Source organism: Pontibacter amylolyticus, assembly GCF_014638845.1.
GTDB lineage: Bacteria > Bacteroidota > Bacteroidia > Cytophagales > Hymenobacteraceae > Pontibacter > Pontibacter amylolyticus.
In genome coordinates this window covers 253,153-273,032 of record NZ_BMFP01000002.1, presented here as the reverse complement: position 1 = coordinate 273,032, position 19,880 = coordinate 253,153, and the positions used below count along the sequence as shown (strand labels likewise).

Below are 19,880 nucleotides of genomic sequence, written 5' to 3'. Positions count from 1 at the left end.
TTGCCCTTCGCATCGCCTTATTCCATAGCCCCTTTTAATGGATACGTACATAATCGCTCTTACAATCATTGGCTTTGCAGCGCTGGCAATGGCGTGGGTGCCCACGCTTTTGGAAAAAAGTTTCTTTTCTTACCCAATCCTGTTTCTGGCCTTGGGCGCCATAATTTACCTGCTGCCGCTTGACTTGCCGCTGCCTGACCCGCTCTGGCATGAAAGCTATGCTGTGCACCTGACAGAACTAAGTGTGATCATATCCTTGATGGGCACAGGACTAAAAATCAGACGTAAATTCAACTGGCATAACTGGAAAATCCCCTTCCTGCTGGTTACCGTCACCATGTTGCTTTCAATTACCATACTGGCAGCCCTTGGATGGTGGCTGCTGGCTTTGGCGCCTGCCGCCGCTGTGTTATTGGGGGCCGTAATGGCACCTACAGATCCTGTGCTGGCCGAACAGGTGCAGGTAGGGCCCCCCAACAACAAAGAGGAAGACGATGTGCGCTTTTCGCTCACGGCCGAGGCCGGTCTCAACGATGGGATGGCCTTTCCGTTTACCTGGCTTGCCATTGTAGTGGCTGTTGCTGCAGGCACCAACGAACCTTGGTTTATAGAATGGTTGCTGCGCGATCTTATATATCGTATCCTGGCGGGTGTCGGAGTTGGCTATCTGATTGGGCGGGGACTGGCATACCTGATATTTTACCTTCCCAGGAAAGTAGCTTTTCCCAAGACAAGGGACGGATTCGTAGGGCTGTCAGCAACACTGGTATCGTACGGGGTAACCGAAATGATTGGGGGCTACGGCTTTATGGCTGTCTTTTTTACGGCGCTGACTCTGAGCAGCTACGAAGAGGAGAATGAATATCACACCGAAATGCATGATTTTGTGCTGCAGGTGGAGCGCATCATCATGGTTGTGCTGCTGATACTGTTTGGAGGCAGCCTGGTAAGTGGTTTGCTGGATCATCTAACATGGAATGATGTGTTTATCAGTCTTGCCTTCTTGTTTGTGATTCGGCCGCTCACAAGTTTGGTGGCTATTTATAACGTAAGCTGTTCCTGGCGTGAAAAGATGGCCATCAGCTTTTTTGGGATAAGGGGCATCGGCTCTTTTTTCTACCTTGCCTTCGCTCTATCAAAAATAGACTTTGTCGACGCGGATAGGCTTTGGTCTATTGTGGGATTCATTGTGATGGTGTCAATCATCTTGCATGGTGTTACGGCTTCCCGCGTAATGGATTACTTAGACTCAACCCGGCGCCGCATTCTTTACAGAAGGGGATATCTGAAAAAGCAAGATGCGGACGATGACGCAAATAAGCTGTAGCAAATGATAAACAAATCATATCAGACAGTCTTCTCCAGGCTCGATATGCTTGAGGCTGAGGTATACTACGCGCCGCACTTCTTCAGCAAAGAAGAAAGCGACCTATACCTGCAGCGGTTGACAGAAGAGATTGCCTGGCAACAGGAGGAGATCAAGATGTTCGGCAAGCAGTTGCCCCTGCCCCGGCTCACGGCCTGGTACGGCGACAAAGGTTATACCTACTCCGGCCTGTACAATGCGCCCCAGCCCTGGCTGTCGGTGCTGTTGGAACTGAAGGAGCGGGTAGAAGCCGCCTCCGGCGACAGGTATAACAGTGTGCTCCTCAACTACTACCGCCACGGGCAGGACAGTATGGGTTGGCACTCCGACGACGAGAAAACGCTCGGGCCAGGTATAGCCTCCGTCAGTTTGGGCGGGGAGCGGGGATTCGCTTTCCGGCACCGCAAACGCAAAGATTTGCCCCCGGTGAAACTCACCTTGCAGCACGGTAGCCTTTTGTTGATGCAGGGGGCCACACAGCAGCACTGGCAGCACCAACTACCCAAAACCAGCCGCCCCATCGCACCCCGTATCAACCTGACTTTCCGCACCATTGTGGGCTAAGGTATATTGACGCCGAGTATTGCCTTTCCCGATTGGAAAACGTTTCTTTACGAACAGGAAATCTATACCCTTGCACTATGGCCGAGAGAAAGAACATCACCATCATGGGAGCCGGACTGGTTGGTTCGCTGTTGTCGCTATACCTGGCCAAGCGTGGCCACAAGGTAGACATTTACGAACGCCGGCCCGACATGCGCAAGACCCTGCTCGATGGCGGCCGTTCGATTAACCTTGCCCTAAGCGACCGCGGCTTCCGGGCGCTTCGCGGCATAGGTATAGAAGAAGCCGTGCGTAAGGTGGCCATCCCCATGCACGGTCGCATGATGCACGACGAGCAAGGCAACCTCACGTTTCAGCCCTATGGCAAAGAGGGGCAGTCCATCTACTCGGTATCGCGTGCGGGATTGAACGCTGCCCTGATGGATTTGTCAGAGCCCAACCCCCACATCACCTACCACTTCAACCGCCAACTCCTAGACCTGGACCTGCACCGCAACAAAGCCACGCTGCGCAACCACGAAACAGGGGGATTGGAGGAACTGCAGACGGAACTGCTGTTTGGGGCCGACGGCGCTTTCTCGATGGTGCGCAACGCCATGCAGAAGACCGAACGTTACAACTACTCGCAGAGCTACCTCGAGTATGGTTATAAAGAGCTGACTATACCTGCGGCGGCAGACGGAGGCTGGCTACTGGAAAAGAACGCTCTCCACATCTGGCCGCGCGGCAACTACATGATGATTGCCCTGCCCAACCTCGACGGCAGCTTTACCTGTACCTTGTTTTTCCCCTACGAAGGCGCGCTTTCTTTCGAGAGCATCAAAACCGACGACGACCTGCTCAATTTCTTCCTGCAGACCTTCCCTGATGCTGTGCCTTTAATGCCTAACCTGGCGGAGGACTACTTCTCCAATCCCATCGGCTCACTGGTAACGGTGAAGTGCTTCCCCTGGTCGTACGAGGACAAGGCCCTGCTGATAGGGGATGCCTCCCATGCCGTGGTGCCGTTCTACGGGCAGGGGATGAACGCCGGTTTCGAGGATATCACCGTGCTTGACCAGATGCTGGAAAACTTCAACGGCGATTGGGAGAGCCTGTTCAAGAGATTCGAGCGCAAACGCAAACCCGACGCCGACGCCATCGCCGACCTGGCCGTGATGAACTTCATCGAGATGCGCGACAAGGTGGCCGACCCGCGCTTCCTGCTCCGCAAGAAAATCGAAGGCAAGATCAACCAGCAATACCCCGATAAGTGGATCCCGCTCTATTCCATGGTGACCTTCACCGACCTGCCGTACTCCTATGCCCTGGAAACAGGCCGCCTGCAGGACGCCATTATGAAAAAGGTGATGAAGCACATCAGAACCGTGGAAGACTACGACAAGCCGGAAGTGCAGCAACTGTTGGAGAAGCAGCTTGTGGAGAAAGAGAAACTGAAGGGTTATCAGGCGCAGGAGGCTGCTGCCAGAAGCTGATCTATACTATTTTCCCTGTTTTTACATCAGACTCCAACACCACATCAGCCATTAATAAATAGTCACGCCATTAAATAGAAGTGTGATAAAGCTTCTAAGGTATCAGAGTAAAATTGTTAGTAGTGGTAGCAGTTTTACCCGCCAGCTTTACGGTAATCTTTGTTTGTGGCGCTTGCAAATTATAAGGCACCATGCATACGATACTTTCAGGAGTTGCTCTGACGATTGTAGCTGGCGTGCTGCCAAAAAGGACCGTTAACCTGTTCAGGTCCTGGGTAAAGTTACTTCCGGTAATGGTCACCTGGTCATTTCTACGTGCTGAGGCCGGAGAAAATCCTGTGATAACCGGTGTCATGCTGCCTTTGCTGGTATAAGGCATTGCAGGGCCATACACAACATATTCACCGGCGCGGGCATAGGCTCGGACATAATGCACTTTGTCTGCTTCCATGGCAAAAGTAGCTGTAGCGCTAAAGGGACCGATTTCATTGCGGGGGCCTAGTGAGATTTGACTGGAGTTATCAACAAGGCTATGGGGTGTGGTGCTCCAGGTAAAACCATGGTCACTGACAGGAGTTGCTCCTAAAGTCCTGATAATGCCTGTGAAAGTGGCTCCTGAAGTATTGATGGCCGTTACTTCTCCTGTATCCATCCGGGGGTATTCCCGAGGGGTTAGTTCGTCTTTTGCTTTACAGGAAAGGAGTAATGTCGCCAGTGAGAAGGCCAGGAGTAAACTGAATGAGCAATTTAATTTCATCCGGATAGGTTCTTATTTGTTAAAATACAATCCAACAATCAAACTGAACGTGTCAGACCCTGCCTTCAGGCTTCTGCTGACATTGCTAAATTCAGGAGGGGTTGCGATGTTCATACCTTTGTCATATCTGAGCTCAGAGAATAACCTGTAGCTGAAGATTTGGTAGCTTGCTCCCAGGCCAGCCATCATCCCCATATGATATTTATTAAGGAAAGTGTCGGAGTGCTTACTTGTTTGAATAGTGTTGCCGGATTCAGACTCTTGTATTCTGGATGCCGTGTTGTTCAATAACAATCTATTGGAGACCCCTAAATTAAAGTATGGTTGTGTTGCTTTGTCGATGAAGGTATAGCGGAAGGCGGCATTTAATTTAAGCGAAGTTAATTCCAAAGCAAAGTCATTGCGGTAATATACATCTTCTGAGAAAGAAGAGTAATTGGAATAGCCGATGTAATCGTAGGTAGCGTAAAATGCTTCAGTCTGTAGGGACAGCCTTTCTTTTAGCCTGGGAGAGACAATGTTCAGAACAAGCCCAACGGATGGGTAATATACCTTATCAAACCGGGCATGGTCATATAAGGCCAATCTCCTGTCTGATGAGGTAAAGGTAAGGTTTTCTGTATTTGCGGAACCGGCAATCCCTACTTTTGCGACTAGCCATTTTTTACTTTCTTTCAGTATCCTGTTTTCTTCAGGAGCTACGCATTGGTTATAATTTTTGACCAGGGTAACCAGGCTACGCTGTGACAGGGACACATCCTCAATTTTGTTTAGTTGGTCCTGGCAGTCAATCATTAGTGTATTGAGCGTTGCGATGTGCTCGTTCGAACGCTTCATTACCCGCGTGTTATTAACATAAACCTCTTCTGCTGTGTTGGTGAGTTCCAGGAGCTGGTCCGGGTCCTTTTCAACGAAGAAACGGGCTTTATAGAGATATAAGCTTAACCTACCTTTGACAAGGACTTCTATAAAAGCCTTTGTAAGCTCTTCTTCATTCGTTTTTACCTGCTTGGCCTCATACGCTTTATCCCCTTTAAACCCATAAGCCCGTATGGCATCGACACCAAGCTGCTGTGAGTGACTTTCTTTGCTTGGCTTAAAAGAGCAAAACTTATTATTTGACCGGCTTTCTTTGTAATCGACATAACCGCTCAATGTATCGCCAGCCAGGTTAACGATGTAACCTGGCCTGAAATCTGATTGTGCATAAGCTGTGCAACTGCAAAGGACCAGCAGCAGGGTAGTGTAGAATTTAATCATACGAGACAGATGTGTTTAACAAACTTAAACATTTCTTGAGCATTAGCAAGTCAGCCATTTCAAAAGAAAACTCAGAGCTTTTTATTAATCAATCTACAGTAGTATTTGCCGGTTAAAACAGCTTGTCTGATACAAAGGGTTTTTGTGCTGCTACTTCTCTAATGACATCTTAAAGCTACTCTTTTTACATCAGGCAGATACCCTTACCTTAGGTGTTTGGTCCGTACAGGGTATACTCAGCTTAATGGTATGGAAATTGCTATCAAGGCCTTCTAACAGAATGTCTTATAAGTAGCGCCAGCAACTATTTTTCCAAAGAAAAGTATAGTTAAAGTGTCAATCAGATAGATCAGCCTACTATTTGACCTAATTTTCACTTCAAAATCTTTAACCCCGAGTCTTATGAATATTTTCCATAAACTGAAAGTCACTGCTGTGGCAGGACTTGTTGTAGGTCTAGTATCCATTAGTGGCAGCGCTCTGGCGCAGCAGGCCACTCCCCAGAAAGCACCGCAGCAGCAAACGCAGGCTATTTCTGACCAAGATATCAAGCTTTTTGTAGATGCCAGCACGCGCCTGATGGAGCTGCAGCAGGAAAGTGAAAAAGCCATGTTAGTGATTCTGGAAGAGGAAAAGCTGAGCGTGGACAAGTTTAACGCCCTGGCGCAGGCGCACCAGCAGCAGAAACTGGCAGAAGCCGAAGGCACAGCCGCTGAGAAAGCCGCCTTTAACAAGGCGATCGGCCGAATGATGGAAATGCAGCCTGACATTGAGAAGAACATGCAGACAGCCATCCAGAAAGACGGCATGACGGTGGAGCGCTACGAGCAGATCATGCTGGCCTACCAGCAGGACCCCGCTGTGCAGGCCAAAATCCAGAAACTGATGGGCTTGTAAACCAGGCGCCCAGGTATAGGAAACAAAAAAGCTTCGTCGGGATTCGACGAAGCTTTTTTGTTGGGCGTAATTCTTAGTTCTGTGTGAATTCCAGTATTTTAAAGGTCTTGCTGCGCTTATCGAAGTAACCGTAGTGCAGCTTGTTGTTGCCGTAGCGGTACAGGGTCTTGTACTCGGGTGTCTGCTTCAACTCTTCTTCGTACGCCTCTATCTTGTCCTGCGCAGTGGCTACGGTGCTGTCAGAAACCGACACTGTTGCCTTATCGAGCGTCTCACTGTCGAGCACGGCCCTGAAGTAGGTGCTGGTGCCCGGCCCTACTGACTCGCCCGCCTGGTTGTAGAACGGATCGTAGTAGTAACGGTTGTAGGGGAACATGCTGTAGCTGTACGGCAGCGAATAGGCTGGTATCCAGCGGCCTGGCATCAGGAATAAGCCACGGGAGGTCTGGATATAGCGATCCGGCGTACGCACCAGCCTGGTTGGGTCACCTCCAGGGTTGCGACGGGCTGGCGGCTGGTACGAACCAATGGTCAACTGCAGCGTGCTGTCGTTGAAAGCATCCACTGTAATGGCAGGCTTGCCGGTCGACAGGTTGCGCATCACTTTTGAGGTCTTCTCGATCACGCTGTTGCCGGACGAAAACAAGGCGCCCGCTCCCCGCTGGTGCACCGGCGTGGCTTTAATATCGATGTCCTGGTCGGCCGTATACCTGTACTCCTTGATGGGTTGCAGACTGCTAAAGTCAAAGGCGGTCAAGGTAAACTCATCCCTTTCGAGCTGCACCCGGAACAGGGTGTTGTCATGCAAAAAGGAGTTGAAATTCGCATCGCTCTTAACAGCCAGCGACGGCAGGGTGCGGTATTCAGTCTGTCCGCTTGGCCAGTCGAGCGTCAGGATCTCCGTGGTCAGTTCGTTTTTCTTGCCGCGCAGCGAAAAGCCATCGAATACCAGGTATAGCTTGTCGCCACGGGTATAGATCTTGCTTCGGTGCTGGCCGGCGAACACGGTTCGCTCCAGGTCGGGGTGCACAAAGATCAGCTCTTGCTGCCGCTCGCCTTTGGTGCGGGTGCGTGGCAGATCGGCTAAGTTGAACGTCTTCTTCTCATAATAGCTTTCGTCCAGTTCGCGGTGCAGGATCAGGTTGTCCTTTTTGTCGGTGTAGATCATGTAGAAGTGGGAGGCATCCGCAAAAGCCCCGACAAACGTTTCGTTTCTTTCGCGACGCAGCGGTACATCGGGCAGGCTTCGGAATGCGCCGCTATACCTGTTTATGGCAAAGGGACGCACAAACTCCTTGTTCCCATTCACAAAGCGGCTGTAAAACACAAACTCCGTATCGGTTACGCGGGTGCCCAGCACCTGGGGCTGCTGGCCGTTGCGGTAGGGGATTTCCTGGGTGGCCACGGTTTGCCCTTTGGCATCTACCAAACTAAAATTCAGCTTGCCACCCTGAAAAAAGTAAAGACAAACGTTGCCATCGCCATCCGCTACCGACACCAGGTCTTCAGCCCGGCGCAAGGGCAGCTCCAGGCTGGCGAACTCCTGCTGCGCACGCACCTCAGAGGCCGTAAAGCCGAGCAGGAGCAAGGCTAAAAATATATATCGCATAAGTCTATTTATAAGGGATTTAACTTATGTTAGATAGCAAATTTCTAGCCAAAAACATAAAATCACTAACACTATTTGCTACTGATGCAATAGGATAAGGATAGTTGCAATACTTGGTTCTTAGCATGTATGACATTGGCAAGTCCTACTTGGTGCCGAAGGCTACAGGTTAGTTTGGCTTCATCTCCGAAAGTTATCCCGTAGGCCAGTCCATAGTCACTTCCTTTCATATTCGGCTTGGAAGAGTAGGATTCAAACTCATAACGCTCGGACAGTAACAAACCTGCATAGGCACCCCCCTGTAAACTCACCTGAGGAGCAATAAAGAGCTTAGCAAGCACAGGGATATTCAGATAATGCAGTAGCAGGTGGCCTCTGTTTATCTTTGCTCCCTGTAATGAATATTGAGCCTCTAGCTGTATGCCTAGCCAATCATTTTCCATGGTGAGGTAAGAAATACCGGCGTGAGCGCCAATCTGTCCGCCAGGCCAGGGCTCATCCTTTGGAGATAAGGTCGTAAGGCTTGGTCCAATTTTGATACTGGTATACTTCCTTTTGGCAGAAGAGGAGGAGGCTTGCTCCTGTGCCATCACCGAGGTAGAGCCAAGCAAAAAAATCCCAGCAAGGAGTACGTAAAATTTATGCATATAAAAATGGCAAGAAATTAGACTCTTAAAAATAGTTGAATGCTATATATATTTTTTAAGCTTAAAATAAAAGCCCGGCTAAGGTATAGCCGGGCTCTTTCAGGTATAAGGTATAGCTTCTGTTAAAACTCTGCGTTTCCCGGTGTGCGTGGGAATGGGATCACGTCGCGGATGTTGCCCATGCCCGTTACGAACTGCACCATGCGCTCGAAGCCCAGACCGAAGCCGGCGTGCGGACAGCCACCAAAACGGCGGGTATCCAGGTACCACCACAGGTCTTCTTCCTCGATGCCCACGCCCTTCATGCGCTCCACCAGTAACTCCATACGCTCCTCACGCTGCGAACCACCCACGATCTCGCCGATGCCCGGCGCCAGGATGTCCATAGCGGCCACAGTCTTGCCGTCGTCGTTGAGGCGCATGTAGAAAGCCTTGATGTCTTTCGGGTAGTCCGTTACGATCACCGGCTTCTTGAAATGCTTCTCCACCAGGTAGCGCTCGTGCTCGCTCTGCAGGTCGATGCCCCACGACACGTCGTACTGGAATTTCTTTTTCTTGTAGGCAGGTGAGTTCATCAGAATGTCCACCGCCTCGGTATAGGTCACGCGTTCGAAGTTGTTGTTCACCACAAACTCCAGCTTCTCCAGCAGCGTCATTTCCTGGCGCTCGTTCTGCGGCTTGGCCTTGTCTTCCTCCACCAGGCGCTGGCCCAGGAACTCGATGTCTTCGCGGTTATGCTCCAGTGCATAGCGGATGATGTATTTGATGAACTCCTCGGCCAGGTCGGCGTTCATCTTGAGGTCGTAGAACGCCATCTCCGGCTCAATCATCCAGAACTCGGCCAGGTGGCGGGCGGTGTTGGAGTTCTCGGCACGGAAGGTCGGTCCGAAGGTATAGATGTCGCTGAAGGCCATGGCCGCCAGTTCGCCTTCCAGCTGACCAGACACCGTCAGGTTGGTCGCCTTGCCGAAGAAGTCCTCTTCGTAGTTGATCTTGCCGTCTTCGGTGCGAGGCAGGTTGTCCAGGTCGAAGTTGGTGACATGGAACATCTCGCCGGCGCCCTCGGCGTCAGATGCCGTGATGATGGGCGTGTGCATGTACACGAAGCCTTTCTCGTTGAAGAACTTGTGCACGGCAAAGGCCAGCGTGTTGCGTACGCGGAACACGGCTCCGAAGGTATTGGTGCGGAAACGCAGGTGCGCGATCTCACGCAAAAACTCCAGCGAGTGCGCCTTCTTCTGCAACGGGTAAGTCTCCGGATCGGCTTTGCCCACTACTTCTATCGTGTTGGCTACAATTTCAAAAGCCTGTCCTTTGCCCTGCGAGGCCACCAACTGGCCCGTAATGGACACGGCAGCACCGGTCGTTACGTCTTTCAGCGCCTCGTCGCCGAACTTCTCGGCATCGGCCACTACCTGCAGGTTCTGTATCGTAGAGCCGTCGTTCACGGCAATGAAATTCACAAACTTGTTGCCGCGCTTGGTGCGTACCCAGCCCTTCAATAATACCTCTTTGCCTTCTTCGGCACCAGTCAGTAGCTCTTTTACTTTCGTGCGTTGCATGTTATTTCTAGTAGCGTATATGTCTGAACAATTTATGCGTTAAGGTATACATTCATGCCTTCGTGAAAAGGCAAAAGAAGGTACCGTATCGCCATTGGATCAGAGGGCTTAACCGGTTCGGACAAAGCGTGTAGCAAGCCCACAGGCCCTATCCGGAATGGTGTAGCCACCCATTTTCCAATAATCCCTCAAAGTAACGATATTTTAACCTTTTTTGTAAATGCAAGTAAAATTATCCTAAATTTGAAGGTGCACTGACAGGCACCAGCACCCATTTTTCCTACTATGCAGCGACTCGATTTAAGACAACTCTTATCCCAGAAGTTATCGCCGCAGCAGATACAATTTATCAAGCTGCTGCAGATACCTACTGTTGAGCTCGAGGCGCGCATAAAAGAGGAAATGGAGATGAATCCCGCCCTTGAAGAGGGCCGAGAGGAGCCCGAAAGCGAGTACAGCGACTCAGAGTCAGAGGACTACGACAGCGAGGATGACTACGGCAAGGACGAAGTCGACATCAACGACTACCTCAACGACGACGAGATAAGCGGCTACAAGATGCAGGGCGACCGCGGGGGCGACGAGGAAGACCGCGAAATGCCGATTGCCATGTCCAGCTCGCTCAACGACAACCTGATGGACCAGCTCGGTTTCCTGGCGCTCGACGACAAGCAGTACACCATCGGGATGCAGCTCATCGGCAGCATTGACAGCGACGGGTACATCCGCCGCGAGCTGAGCTCCATTGCCAACGACCTGGCTTTTTCGCAGAACGTGATGACCACCGAAGAGGAGATTGAGCAGGTGCTGCACATGATTCAGACCTTCGATCCGGCAGGTATAGGCGCCCGCGATTTGCCGGAGTGCCTGCTGCTGCAGCTCGAGCGCCGCGAGCAGGACGAAACAACCCGTCTGGCTGAGCGCATCATCAAAGAGTCGTTCGACGAATTCACCAAGAAACACTACCAGAAAATACAGTCGAAGTTTAACGTTTCGGAAGATGAGCTGAAAAAGGCCATCGACGTGATCATTAAACTCAACCCGAAACCGGGCGGAAGCGGCGCCGGCATGGCACGGGTGCAGTACATTATACCTGACTTCATTCTGACCAACGAAAACGGGCAGCTGCAGCTCTCGCTCAACTCCCGCAACGCCCCGGACCTGCGCATCAGCCGCTCCTACGCCGACATGTTCGACGCCTATGACAAGTCGGACAAGAAGGACAAGAAGCTGAAGGAGACGGTAGCTTTCGTGAAGCAGAAGCTCGACGCGGCCAAGTGGTTCATCGATGCCATCCGCCAGCGCCAGAACACGCTGTTGCGCACCATGGAGTCCATCATCAAGTACCAGCACGAGTTTTTCTTAGAAGGCGACGAAAGCAAGCTGCGCCCCATGATCCTGAAGGACATCGCCGAGGACATCGGCATGGACATCAGTACCGTGAGCCGTGTGGCCAACAGCAAGGCCGTGCAGACCGAGTTCGGCATTTACCCGCTCAAGTACTTCTTCTCCGAAGGCATCGCCACCGACTCAGGCGAGGACGCCAGCAGCCGTGAGGTAAAGCACATTCTCAAAGAGATCATCGACAAGGAAAGCAAGCGAAAGCCGCTCTCTGATGAGAAGATCGAAAAGATGCTCAACGAGAAAGGGTATAACATTGCCCGCCGCACCGTGGCCAAATACCGGGAGCAGCTCAATATACCGGTAGCCCGCCTGCGGAAGGAGTTATAATTTTGAATTGTTAAATTGTTGATGGTTAAATTGTTGTTTGGTGCCCGATTCGGGCAGGTATAGCCTGCAGGATTATTTGTTGACGGCCAAAACAGGTATACCCCAAGGAATGACCAGTGCACGATTCGGACAGGTCGCGACCTGTCCCTGCAAGCGAACTTTTCTAATTCACTAACTCACACTCAACCACTCAATCACTGACTCCCTCTTGAACCGCTCCCTCGCCCGCTTTTTGTCTGTTGCGTTTCACCCATTGCTGATGCCGACGTATCTGTTTGCCATCATTCTTTATTTTCTGCCGGTTTCCTCTATTTCGCTTCCGCTGCAAAGCCGCTGGATCGTGCTGGGCATGATCTTTTTCACCACGTTTATGGTGCCTGGGCTGGGGGCTTTCGCCATGTTCAAGACCGGCTTCATCGACTCGTATGAAATAGACCGGCGGGAGCAGCGCAGCAGGCCGCTCCTGTTCACGGCCCTTTGCTATGCCGTCACAACTTACCTGTTTTACACTGAGTCTGTCTTTGATGAGCTGTTTTACTTTGTGATGGGGGTGGTCACCGCTTCTGTTTTTGTGGCCTGGTGCGTTTCTTTTTTCTGGAAGATCAGCGCGCACGGCATCGGATTGGGAGGAGCATTGGGAGTGCTTCTGCTGGTGAACAAACTTATGCCGGAATCGGGCCTGCTTATACCTATTGTATTGTTGATTCTGGTGTCAGGTGCGGTGTTGACGGCGAGGCTGGCCTTGCATGCCCATACCCCGGCGCAGGCCTACACGGGCTTTCTGACAGGGCTTTTGCTGGTGCTGGCGGCGGGCTTTGTGGCCCTGTAACCGTTTTGCTCTTCAAAGTGATTATCTATACCTTTGGTTATCTCTTCTACTAAACAAACGACAATATGAACTACGAGTGCTTGCTATATGATGTGCAGGATGGCATCGCGACCATCACGCTGAACAGACCCGATGTTTTCAATGCCTTTAACGACAAGCAGAGCTACGAACTGCAGGACGCCCTGAAGCAGGTGACCCGCGACGACAGCGTGCGGGTGGTTATCCTGACGGGCGCCGGCAAAGCCTTCTGCTCGGGTCAGGATTTGAAAGCCATCGCCAGCGCCGACAAGCGCGATCTGTCTGAGTCGCTGGAGAAGCGGTATAACCCGATCATCCGGGCCATGCGCAGTTTGCCCAAGCCCATCATCTGCAAGCTGAACGGCGTGGCCGCTGGTGCTGGTTGTTCTCTCGCCCTTGCCTGCGACCTGGTAGTGGCCTCTACCGCCGCCAGTATGATCGAGGTGTTCGTGAATGTGGGCCTAGTGCTCGACTCGGGTTCTTCTTTCTTTTTGCCGCGTGTAGTGGGTTCGCTGAAGGCGTTTGAGTTGAGCACGCTGGGCTCTAAAGTGAGTGCCGAAGAAGCGCTGCAGCTAGGCATGGTTAACCGCGTGGTAGCTCCTGAAGAGCTGGATGCGGCCGTAGCTGAACTGGCCGCCCGCTATGCCGTGGCTCCAACCAAAGCCATTGGCTTGATGAAAAAGATGCTGAACAAATCCTTTAGCTCTACACTGGACGAAATGCTGGATTACGAGGCCCACTGCCAGAAAATTGCCGGCAACTCCGCTGATTACAAAGAGGGCGTGACGGCTTTCAACGAAAAACGCAAGCCAAACTTTACAGGCGCTTAGTGCGCTATACCTTATAAGCTATACCTACAAAGCCGGGCCATGTGTCCGGTTTTTTTATACCTGGCATTTGGTATCCTGGCCGCTCGGGTATGACTAAAGCGATCTATACCTCCAGTGTGCTCAACATGATCAACAAGTAATCAGAAAGAGTAGCCGATCGAGAAATTCAGCTGCGGAGAGGGCCCTACGGTAATGACCGCCCCCTCGTCGGAGCGCACCACATGCCCGATGATGTTCTGCTCGATCAGATCGCCGCCATTGGTGGCATTGGCAATTTTGATACGTCCTCCAAGCCCGCCTGAAAGCTCCGTGGTGAAGTGGCGCCCTAACTGGAACTGGTAGCCCAGGTGGTAGCTCAGGTCCACTGCGTTCTGGTAGAGCCGGCCCACATACCTGAAGTCGGGGTCGCTGGGCGGCAGGTCGGGCAGGTCGAACACATTGCGCTCAAACACGATGAAGCGGTAGCTGAACATGGGCCCGTGAAAGAAACCAAAGGGGGGCGACTTCCTCTTAGAGGTATAGTAACGCTGACTCATCCGGATGCCGATGCCCATCACGTCTTTCGCGTTCGTGGTCCAGCCATCGCCTTTCAGGTGCAGTTTGTAGAAATAGCTTAGCCCAAACTCGTTGCTGATGTTGGGCGCCCGCACCTTCTCGTACGACACAAACACTTCCCCATAATGCAGCGGGTGTAGTTTAATCGTCTTGTCATGGTCACGGTCTATGTTGAGCATTTCAGCGCGGTCTTCTCTCTCCTCTTCCGTTACCTGCGCATACACGGCAGAGCAGAACAAAAAGCAAAAAGTGGACAGCAAGGCTGCGACGGCGCGCATAGCAAAGAGTCGTATCATAAGGTATAGCTTAAGAAGGTGTTTCTGGCTTGCTTCAGGTATATATCGTTTTATACCTGAGATAGTTGTGGCCATTGGCCCTGCATTTTGCATACACGCACCCTGCTCCGGAATATCCCCAAATTACATAATTGTCAGCCTCCTATATATTAGAGGCCTATCGTATAAACTCCATGGCTTTAGCGGCGTATACCAATTTGTTCAAACTATTTTACTATTAACAAGAAATAACACTATGAAAAGAATTGCAACAACAGGATTAATGGCCTGTGCCTTTCTATTTGGCACAATGGCTTGCGGCGGCTCAGGCAACGACAGTGTAGAGCAGGCGCAGGATGTTACCGAGGAGCGTTTTGAAGACACTGCCATGGAGGAGGAGCGCGATGATCAGGCTGAATTTATGACCAAGGCTGCCAGCAGCAGCATGATGGAAGTAGAAGCGGGCAAACTGGCGCAGGAGCGTGCTACTAATCCGCAGGTGAAGGAGTTTGCCGCCATGATGGTGAAGGACCACACGGCGGCCAACAAAGAAATGCGCGACCTGGCGCTCAGCAAAAACATCACGCTGCCAGACAGCATGAGCAATGAGCACATGAGCCAGATGCGTGACCTGCGCGAAAAGCAGGGAGCCGAATTTGACAGAGAGTACATGGATAAAATGGTAAGCGCGCACGACAGCGACATCAGCCTGTTCGAAGATGTGACGGAGGATGCCGACTACGATGATGCCGAAGTGAAAGCCTTCGCCACCAAGACGCTCCCTAAGCTACGCGAGCATCACAAGCGTGCACAGCAGATCAAAGACGGACTGAAGTAAAATGTGTAATCCCAAACACTGGGCATTTCCTAAAATCTAATTATCTTGAGCATCTGCGCCTGTCATGGCTGCAGATGCTCCTATTTTAAACCCATGTGTATGATCCGAAATATTACCCTATACCTTGCCAGTGCCATGCTTCTGCTGGGCACCGCCAGCTGCAGCCCCGACGACAGCATTGAACAGGCCGCCGCCCAGAGCGTAGAGCAGTTTGAAGCTGCCGGCGTGCAGGGGATGAAAAACGATGCCCTGTTCATAGCCGAGGCTACCAGCGCGAATATGCTGCAGGTACAACTCAGTGAACTGGCTTTGGAGAAAGCTGTCAGTCCGGAAGTAAAAGAAACGGCTCAGGTAATGGGCGAAGGACACCGGCGATTGATGGAAGACTTGCAGAACACAGCAGTGCAGGGCGGGTTTGTAGTGCCGAATGAACTGGGCAGGGCGCATCAGAAAGTGTACGAACAGGTGAGCACTGAAACAGGTATAGGCTTTGACCTGGCCTACATCAAACGCATCCGCGAAGAGCACGACAACCTGCTGAACCGATACGAGGACATGGCCGAGAACGCCCAGGTGATGGAAGTAAAGCAGTTCGCCTCCAAGCAGCTTCCGCTCTTGCGGCAGCACTTGCAGCAAACGGAGGCACTGGAAGAAAGACTCGGAAACATCTAACAATAAAAATGCCGCTCTCATACCTGAAAGCGGCATTTTTATATACTGCTATACCTGCTAGGCCTGGCCGTTCTCGCGGTAGTGGCTCGTTTTCAGCTCCTCTTTCAGGAAGCGGGCGGTATAGCCTTTGCCTTTTTTGACAATATCCTCTGGGGTGCCGGCCGCCACAATGGTACCACCGCCCTCGCCGCCTTCCGGCCCGATGTCGATGATCCAGTCGGCAATCTTGATCAAATCCAGGTTATGCTCGATGATGAGCACTGAGTTGCCTTTGTCGGTCAGCTTGTGCAGCACCTCGCTCAGGTGCTCAATGTCCTGGAAGTGGAGACCGGTCGTTGGTTCGTCCAGAATATAGAGCGTCTGGCCCGTGTCTTTCTTGGAAAGCTCCGTGGCCAGTTTCACGCGCTGTGCCTCGCCACCCGATAGGGTGGTAGCCTGCTGGCCGAGGGTGATGTAGCCCAGGCCCACTTCGTTCAGTGTCTGGATCTTGCGTAGGATACGCGGCTGACTCTCGAAAAAGTCCACCGCCTGCTCCACGGTCATGTCCAGCACGTCGGTAATGCTCTTGCCTTTGAAGCGCACTTCCAGGGTTTCGCGGTTGTAGCGCTTGCCTTTGCAGACCTCGCAGGGCACGTATACGTCCGGTAAGAAGTTCATCTCGATCGTGCGCATACCTGCGCCTTCACAAGCCTCGCAGCGTCCGCCCTTCACGTTAAACGAGAAACGGCCCGGCGTATACCCTCTGATCTTGGCCTCCGGCAGTTGTGCAAACAGCGTGCGGATTTCGGTGAACACACCGGTATACGTAGCGGGGTTGGAGCGTGGCGTACGGCCAATCGGTGACTGGTCCACTTCGATCACTTTGTCGATGTGCTCCAGCCCTTCGATGCTCTTGTAAGGCAGCGGATCGCGCTTAGCCCGGAAAAAGTGCGTGTTCAGGATAGGGTAGAGCGTATCGTGAATGAGCGAGGACTTGCCACTGCCCGACACGCCTGTTACGCACACCATTTTGCCAAGCGGCAGTTCCAGTGTCACGTTCTTCAGGTTGTTGCCGGTAGCGCCTTTCAATTTCAGTACCTGGCCTGTTCCCGGGCGTTTTACGCGTGGCACGGCTATACCTCGGCGGTTGCTCAGGAAGTCGGCGGTGGTCGTACCAGCGTTCATCATGTCTTCTGGCGTACCAGCCGTTACTACCTGGCCACCGTGTATACCTGCGCCCGGACCGATGTCCACCACATAGTCGGCCTGCAGGATCATGTCCTTGTCGTGTTCCACTACAATAATGGAGTTACCCAGGTCGCGGAGATCCTGCAGGGCTTTGATCAGGCGCTCGTTGTCGCGCTGGTGCAGGCCGATACTCGGTTCGTCCATGATGTAAAGCACGCCCACCAGTTGCGTTCCGATCTGCGTGGCCAGGCGTATGCGCTGGCTCTCACCGCCCGAAAGCGTCTTCACCGGTCGGTGCAGGCTCAGGTAGTCCAGACCCACATCCAGCAAAAAGCCGATGCGCTTGCGAATCTCTTTCAACAGCTCGCGAGCGATCACGTTCTGGCGCTCGCTCATGCGTTCTTCCACACCCTCAAACCAGGCGGCCAGTTTGTTGATGTCGAGCACCGAAAGCTCACCAATATTCGTGTTGGCAATCTTGAAGTGCAGCGATTCTTTCTTGAGTCGGTAGCCGTTACACTCCGGGCAGGTGGTGGTCTGTGCAAAATCCTCCACCCAGGAGCGGATGTTGTCGGAGTCCGATTCCATCTGCCCTTTCAGGAAGTTGACGATGCCCTCAAACTCCACCACGTAATTGCCTTTTTTGGTATTCACCTCCAAGTCTTCATCCAGACCATAGAGCAGCACCTTCAGCACATCTTCCGGCAGGTCTTTGATCGGCGTCGAAACCGATACCTTGAAGTGCTTGAACAGGGCTTCGATCTGCTTAAAAATCCAGATATCACGGTACTCGCCGAGCGGTGCTATACCTCCCCGGCGGATGCTCAGGCTTTTGTCCGGTATAACCGATTCTTCTGTGATCTCCTGTATCTCACCCAATCCGGTACACACCGGGCAGGCGCCGTACGGGGAGTTGAACGAGAAGGAGTTCGGCGCCGGATCGTCGTAGGCGATGCCTGTGGCGGGGTCCATGAGGTGGCGCGAGAAGAAGTGGGTCTTGTCCGCGTCCACATCCAGTATCAGCGCCGTGCCCTTGCCGTGCGTGAGCGCATTCTGGATGGAGCCGGAAAGACGGAAGCGGTCCTCTTCCTTCACCACGATCTTGTCGATCACGATCTCGATATCGTGGATCTTATACCGGTCCACCTGCATTTTCGGGTCTATCTCCAGCAATTCGCCATCCACACGGGCGCGGATAAAGCCCATCTTCCGGATCTGCTGGAAGAGCTCCCGGTAGTGGCCTTTACGCCCCTTTACTACCGGTGCCAGCACGATAATGCGCTTGCCAGCGAAGTTCTCCAAGATGTGGTTCACGATCTGGTCGTCGCTCTGGCGCACCATTTTCTCGCCGGTCACATAGCTATACGCCTCGGCCGTACGGGCCCAGAGCAGACGCATAAAGTCGTAGATCTCGGTGATGGTGCCCACCGTGGAGCGCGGGTTGCGGCTCGTGGTCTTCTGCTCGATGGAGATCACCGGCGAAAGGCCTTCGATCTTGTCCACGTCGGGGCGCTCGAGTCCGCCCATAAACGAGCGGGCGTAGGCCGAGAAGGTTTCCATGTAGCGGCGCTGCCCCTCGGCATAAATGGTGTCGAAGGCCAGCGAGGACTTGCCCGAGCCACTGATGCCGGTAAAGACCACCAGCTTGTAGCGGGGCAACTTAATGGAAATGTTTTTGAGGTTATGTTCGCGGGCACCGTAAACTTCGATCTGCTGTGTTTCGCCATTTTGCGAAAAGGCAGTATCAGTGCCGGCTGCTGTGTCTTGCGCTTGGTTAAAAGCCATTCAGGAATGCTTGATTTTAAATAGCAAAGGTACAAAAATATCAGCGCCTTCGGACTCGAGGATGCTAACCCTTCTTAACAGCGATCAGCGCTAAATGGTTTAGCTTTCAGCAATTATCCTTAGCATCTACCTCAATCTATGTTCCCATAGCGTGAGGCCTGCTTTTCGTACAGTGTTTCGTGGTGATGGCTGGTGGGTTCGTAGCTCTGCCAGTGGCGTTTGATCAGCTTTTGCTTGCCAAGGTAGCGCACAAAGCTGTAGACTGCCAGCAGCACGCCAACCGGCATCAGGGCAAGGCCCATTATCGTCATATACACATGGTTGGAAAGCTTGATAGCGGCAAAGCCACCGGCAATAAGCGCAATGGCGGTCCGTAAATACGCCATGAGGGTACGCTCGTTGGCGAAGATGGTACGCTGTATGGCCATCTCGTCGCGTATCTCCGAGTTCTTCTTCTCCAGCTTCCTGATTTTCTTCTTGAGCCTTTTGATTTCGTCTTGCTGGGGCACCTGCATTTATTCCTTTTTTTGAGAAATATACGAAACAAATACGACGAAGAGCGCAGCGCTTACCAGTCGTGAAGCTGCCAGGTGGTCTTTTTGCGCTAAGCAGAGGTCTGCTTGCCGTTTCCGCCGGGCTGGGGCAGCTCGTTGTGCGCCCGCTCATGTTCGTGGCTGGTGGGGCAGTAGTCCTGGTGGTGCCCCTCAATGATGCGCTGCTTGTGCCTATACCTGACGAAGCTGTAAATTGCGAGTATGATGCCGATCGGGATTAAAATCACACCAATTATGTCCAGGTACAGGTCCTCGGAAAGTTTGATGGCTACAAAACCGCCCACGGAGATCGTCATGGCCGTGCGCAGGTAGGCCATCAGGGTACGTTCGTTGGCGAAGATGGTGCGTTCCGCTGCCATGTGGTCCCGTATCTCCGCGTTCTTTTGCTCCTGCACTTTCAGCTTTTTCTTGAGCTTCTTTATCTTCTCTTTGTCGGTGTCGGACATAGGCTTAGCTCTCCTGCTATTATGTACGATTCTGTAGGACTTA

The 19,880-nt window shown here is 52.3% G+C and carries 18 protein-coding genes; 9 read left to right on the top strand and 9 right to left on the bottom strand.

Annotated elements, in window-relative coordinates; genetic code table 11:
- Positions 1–37: 37 nt before the first annotated feature.
- The 3 genes from IEV97_RS06150 (at position 38) to IEV97_RS06140 (ending at position 3,405) form a co-directional block, all read left to right on the top strand.
- Entirely contained in the window at positions 38–1,327 is a 1,290-nt protein-coding gene (locus IEV97_RS06150; protein ID WP_188500633.1) for a cation:proton antiporter, read from the top strand.
- Positions 1,328–1,330: 3 nt separating this feature from the next.
- The gene (locus IEV97_RS06145; RefSeq protein ID WP_188500632.1) at positions 1,331–1,930 is read left to right on the top strand and encodes an alpha-ketoglutarate-dependent dioxygenase AlkB family protein; all 600 of its coding nucleotides are present in this window, start codon (positions 1,331–1,333) and stop codon (positions 1,928–1,930) included.
- 77 nt (positions 1,931–2,007) lie between these two features.
- Complete coding sequence (locus tag IEV97_RS06140) at positions 2,008–3,405, top strand: FAD-dependent oxidoreductase (protein WP_188500631.1); 1,398 nt, start codon at positions 2,008–2,010, stop codon at positions 3,403–3,405.
- A 94-nt stretch (positions 3,406–3,499) separates the two neighbouring features.
- On the opposite strand, the gene IEV97_RS06135 is transcribed toward IEV97_RS06140, so the two are convergent.
- On the bottom strand, positions 3,500–4,057 hold the full coding sequence (locus tag IEV97_RS06135) for an IPT/TIG domain-containing protein (RefSeq protein ID WP_188500630.1): 558 nt from the start codon (positions 4,055–4,057) through the stop codon (positions 3,500–3,502).
- Between the two features lie 117 nt (positions 4,058–4,174).
- Positions 4,175–5,422, bottom strand: a complete 1,248-nt coding sequence (locus IEV97_RS06130; RefSeq protein WP_188500629.1) for an outer membrane beta-barrel protein — start codon at positions 5,420–5,422, stop codon at positions 4,175–4,177.
- Positions 5,423–5,824: 402 nt separating this feature from the next.
- Between IEV97_RS06130 and IEV97_RS06125 the strand changes: the two genes are divergently transcribed.
- Positions 5,825–6,319, top strand: a complete 495-nt coding sequence (locus IEV97_RS06125; RefSeq protein WP_188500628.1) for a DUF4168 domain-containing protein — start codon at positions 5,825–5,827, stop codon at positions 6,317–6,319.
- A 73-nt stretch (positions 6,320–6,392) separates the two neighbouring features.
- On the opposite strand, the gene IEV97_RS06120 is transcribed toward IEV97_RS06125, so the two are convergent.
- The 3 genes from IEV97_RS06120 to asnS all read right to left on the bottom strand — a co-directional run bounded on the left by IEV97_RS06120 (position 6,393) and on the right by asnS (position 10,137).
- A complete protein-coding gene (locus IEV97_RS06120; RefSeq protein ID WP_229733823.1) occupies positions 6,393–7,928 on the bottom strand; it encodes a hypothetical protein in 1,536 nt (511 codons plus the stop codon).
- 71 nt (positions 7,929–7,999) lie between these two features.
- Positions 8,000–8,575 carry an outer membrane beta-barrel protein gene (locus tag IEV97_RS06115; protein WP_188500627.1) on the bottom strand — a complete coding sequence of 192 codons (576 nt, stop codon included), beginning with the start codon at positions 8,573–8,575 and terminating at the stop codon, positions 8,000–8,002.
- A 122-nt stretch (positions 8,576–8,697) separates the two neighbouring features.
- Complete coding sequence (asnS, locus tag IEV97_RS06110; RefSeq protein WP_188500626.1) at positions 8,698–10,137, bottom strand: asparagine--tRNA ligase; 1,440 nt, start codon at positions 10,135–10,137, stop codon at positions 8,698–8,700.
- Positions 10,138–10,422: 285 nt separating this feature from the next.
- Between asnS and rpoN the strand changes: the two genes are divergently transcribed.
- From rpoN to IEV97_RS06095, 3 genes are all read left to right on the top strand, one after another.
- Entirely contained in the window at positions 10,423–11,868 is a 1,446-nt protein-coding gene (gene rpoN, locus IEV97_RS06105; protein WP_188500625.1) for an RNA polymerase factor sigma-54, read from the top strand.
- 208 nt (positions 11,869–12,076) lie between these two features.
- Positions 12,077–12,697, top strand: a complete 621-nt coding sequence (locus IEV97_RS06100) for a hypothetical protein (RefSeq protein WP_188500624.1) — start codon at positions 12,077–12,079, stop codon at positions 12,695–12,697.
- Positions 12,698–12,762: 65 nt separating this feature from the next.
- On the top strand, positions 12,763–13,545 hold the full coding sequence (locus IEV97_RS06095) for an enoyl-CoA hydratase-related protein (protein ID WP_188500623.1): 783 nt from the start codon (positions 12,763–12,765) through the stop codon (positions 13,543–13,545).
- 140 nt (positions 13,546–13,685) lie between these two features.
- Here IEV97_RS06095 and IEV97_RS06090 read toward each other — a convergent pair whose 3' ends face one another.
- Complete coding sequence (locus IEV97_RS06090; RefSeq protein WP_188500622.1) at positions 13,686–14,396, bottom strand: DUF3575 domain-containing protein; 711 nt, start codon at positions 14,394–14,396, stop codon at positions 13,686–13,688.
- A gap of 235 nt (positions 14,397–14,631) precedes the next feature.
- On the opposite strand from IEV97_RS06090, the gene IEV97_RS06085 reads away from it, so the two are divergent.
- Together IEV97_RS06085 and IEV97_RS06080 are read left to right on the top strand one after the other, a co-directional pair.
- Positions 14,632–15,213 carry a DUF4142 domain-containing protein gene (locus tag IEV97_RS06085; protein ID WP_229733822.1) on the top strand — a complete coding sequence of 194 codons (582 nt, stop codon included), beginning with the start codon at positions 14,632–14,634 and terminating at the stop codon, positions 15,211–15,213.
- A 99-nt stretch (positions 15,214–15,312) separates the two neighbouring features.
- On the top strand, positions 15,313–15,885 hold the full coding sequence (locus IEV97_RS06080) for a DUF4142 domain-containing protein (protein WP_188500621.1): 573 nt from the start codon (positions 15,313–15,315) through the stop codon (positions 15,883–15,885).
- A gap of 57 nt (positions 15,886–15,942) precedes the next feature.
- Here IEV97_RS06080 and uvrA read toward each other — a convergent pair whose 3' ends face one another.
- The 3 genes from uvrA to IEV97_RS06065 form a co-directional block, all read right to left on the bottom strand.
- The gene (gene uvrA, locus IEV97_RS06075) at positions 15,943–18,837 is read right to left on the bottom strand and encodes an excinuclease ABC subunit UvrA (protein ID WP_188500620.1); all 2,895 of its coding nucleotides are present in this window, start codon (positions 18,835–18,837) and stop codon (positions 15,943–15,945) included.
- A gap of 131 nt (positions 18,838–18,968) precedes the next feature.
- A complete protein-coding gene (locus IEV97_RS06070) occupies positions 18,969–19,352 on the bottom strand; it encodes a YidH family protein (RefSeq protein ID WP_101444321.1) in 384 nt (127 codons plus the stop codon).
- Between the two features lie 89 nt (positions 19,353–19,441).
- Positions 19,442–19,837: a YidH family protein gene (locus tag IEV97_RS06065; protein WP_188500619.1), complete on the bottom strand. Its 396-nt coding sequence runs from the start codon at positions 19,835–19,837 to the stop codon at positions 19,442–19,444.
- Positions 19,838–19,880: the final 43 nt, after the last annotated feature.